Genomic DNA, 3,094 nt, shown 5'->3' with positions numbered 1-3,094 from the left:
GGCCGTTGGTGGGCAGGGTCGTGCCTTCGAAATGCGGTGCGCAGTCCACTTGCACGTTGTTCACCGCAGCCGTCACCTGGCTGCCGCTGGCGTTGCCTACGGTGCAGCGCTGACCAGCGGGCTGCGCCGCAATGCTTACAGCATAGTGGCCGCCATGAACGATCGGGGTCGCAAAGGTGAAGGAGCCGGTGCCGGTGCTCACGTCCAGGTCATCACCGCCCAGGTTTTGCAACTTAAGCCCGGCGCCGGTCAGATGGTTCACGCGGCCGCTAATGGGGTAGGTTTTTTGCTGGAAGGCGGCGCTGACCGTGCAGGCCCCGGTGATGGGGCCCGTGGTGTAGTCGTTGACGCCCTGGCCGGTGGGCGTGCCGCCGCAGCCGTTGATGCTGGCGGTGGCGTAGCCGTCGTCAGGTGTTGCCGTGCAGTTCATCGTCTGGCCCTGGCTGACGGTGGCTGGGCACGACAGGGTGCCGCCAGGGCCTGGATTGGTGGTGATGACATGAATGTCGGCGATGAATCTTGCCTCGATGCTGCGCGACTGCGCCATGTCGACCAGGCATTCCGTGCCTGCTGCGGTGCAGCCCTCGCCGCTCCAGGAGCTGAAGCGCCAGCCGGGCTGGGCCGTGGCCTGAAGATGGGGCGTGGCACTGGCGCCGTCATAGCTGGCGTTGCACACGCCGCCTGTGGCGGTGCAGCCGCTGATGCCGCCGCCGATGGCGCTGATGCTGCCCATGCCGGTGGCGACGTTCACGGTGAGCGTGCGTGTATCGGCAAGCCGCTGCACGGCGCCCAGGTCGCACGCCGTGGGCAGGCGGAGTTCTCCGCGCTGGCCGGTGGAGGGTGAGCAGGCCGTTGTCGCCTGGCCGCGCACAGGGCTGTTTGCCGCAGGCAGGTGGGTGCGCGTGGGGCCGCCGTTGTCTTGCAGCGGGCCTAGCAGCGGGTTGCCGCTGCGGCCTTGGGTCGCTGCATCGCAGGTAGCGTGTGTGCAGTCGGTGGCCCAACTGTCGCGCAGTTGGACCCACGGGGGCGTGCCGGTGGAGAACTCCGCCCCGTTGTCCCAGAACACCGAGCGGGTGGCGCTGGTGGTCGGCAGCGGGTCCGTCCACTGCGATCCCCGGGCATAGGCAATGGCTGCATGCCCTGCGGCCTGCGCGTTGCCCACGGCGGTGACGTGCGTCAGCGTGGTTTCGCTCACGCCGCCGCTGCGTATCTCGCTGTGGATGATGCCGCCGCTGCGCCCGGCCCGGTTGCCGCTGAAGGTGACGTTGGTGAAGACGGGGCGTGTGGCGCCGGGGCCTGCGGTGCCGGCGCCGGTGTCGTTGAAAGCCCAGTTGAACACCGCGCCACCGTCATGCACGCTGGTGTTGCCGTTGAAGGTAACGTGGGTGAACACGGGTGCGCTGGGACGCTGGGCGCGCGTCGAAATGTTGGCCACCGCGCCACCGCTGTGGCCGGCCTGGTTGCCGGTGAAGGTGACGTTCTCGTAGGAGGGTTGGCACAGTCCCTCATGCGAGACCGCGCCGCCATGCTCCTCGGCCTGGTTGTTGCGGAAAACGACGTTGCGAAAGTGCGGCCGGCAGGTGGCCCGGTCGTCGCACATACAACTGAAGCCGCCGCCAAAGCCTGGAAACGTCACCAGCAGGGTCAGCTCCTTGGCGTAGCCGTTGGCGATCGTCAGCCCGTCGATCAGCGTGTCGTTGTCGGCGGGGCTGTTCCCCAGGTTGACCATCCAGAGCGGGCGTCGCTGACCTTCTCCGTCGATCACCGTCAGTGTGGGGTCGTCACTGCGCTGGCCGTCGGTGGTATAGCCGCCGAGCAGTCTCTTGGTGGAACTGCTCGTCAGTGCAGTGCCTGGAGCGCGGGGCGTGTAGATGCCTTGCAGCATGCGGACCTCAATACAGGCCCTGTCTGGCCGCATGGCTGCCGCCAGCGAAGTCGCCCGCGCCCACGAACTGCCGTCCTGGTTTGCATCGCCATCCGGGGTCACGTGGCAGATGTCCCCCGGTGTAAGCGGGGCAGCGGTGGCCTTGAACTCTACGGTGTCGATCGCCGGATCTCCGGAAGCGTCGGTGAAAAGCCCGGCGGGAAATGCGCTGCGCAGCTCCAGCGTGGCCGAGCGGCTCTCGCCCGCGCCGGCGGCAGGCAGGCGCACGGCGAGCGAGTCCCCTTGTGTGACGATGGCTTGCTGCACCCAGCCACCCGTGCCGTTGACCTGGAACGTGCCGTTGTGGATGCGCGCCCCGCCCCAGGGCACGGAGGCGTTCGTGGATTGCAGGACGATGGGCGCAAAGGTGTACGCCACGTCGGCCTTGGCGGTGGCGGGGGCGGGCGGGCTTATGACCGCGAATGGAAAGCCACCGCGCACGAGTCGGGTAGGGAGGTCCCAGCCGGCGGTGTCCCCGCGGAAGGGCTGGACGATGAGAAGTGCCTCATCGGGATCCGACTCATCCAGGGGGCGGACGTTCATGGCCAGCGCGTAACTGGGATCGGGGGCATACGGGGTGCCCGACCAGATGCGGTGCGACACCCAGTCTTCAGGAAAGATTTGTGCATTGAAGGCGGCCAGGCCTGTGCAGCCCGTGCGCAGTTTTCTCAGGTCGTCGGCCGGTGCCATGCGCCACTGGCCGTTGATGGCATTGCGCCCCTCATAGTGGCTCATCCATCCGCCGATGCGGGACCAGATATTGATGGTTGGGTAGCCCGTGCATTTCTGGCCATCCCAGCCCGTCCCGACCAGACAGCGTTGCCATACCAGCCCGGAGCTCCAGTGCATGGCGGCGGGCGTTCCCTCGACCATGCCGGTGATGTAGTTGCTGCTGTGGTTCACATGCTGGCGGCTATAGCCGCAGGACTCCCCGTCGGGATAGGTGGTGTCGTACACCGCCAACGCGGGCAAGGGGATCGCCAGGGCCATGCCGACCAGGGCGCGCAGGGTGGCTAGGTATTTATGATTCATTTTGCTCATCTTTTGATAGCTTCTCGCGCTTTCCGTGTGCGGCTGCACGTCAAAAAAGCTTCAAACTAGAAGCGTGCCGCCCGCGCAGCACCGCACCGCCCAGGCATGCCGCGAGAAGCCCCAGCAGGGCCAGCGCGC

At 67.1% G+C, this 3,094-nt stretch carries 1 protein-coding gene; it reads right to left on the bottom strand.

Features of this window, described 5'->3' with window-relative positions:
- Positions 1–2,956 (bottom strand): choice-of-anchor Q domain-containing protein (locus BP68_RS19110; RefSeq protein WP_496374744.1); only part of this gene is annotated, 2,956 nt, incomplete at its 3' end.
- Positions 2,957–3,094: the final 138 nt, after the last annotated feature.

It is taken from the genome of Diaphorobacter oryzae DSM 22780 (assembly GCF_059568935.1).
This window is presented reverse-complemented; position numbering and strand designations above follow the sequence as displayed.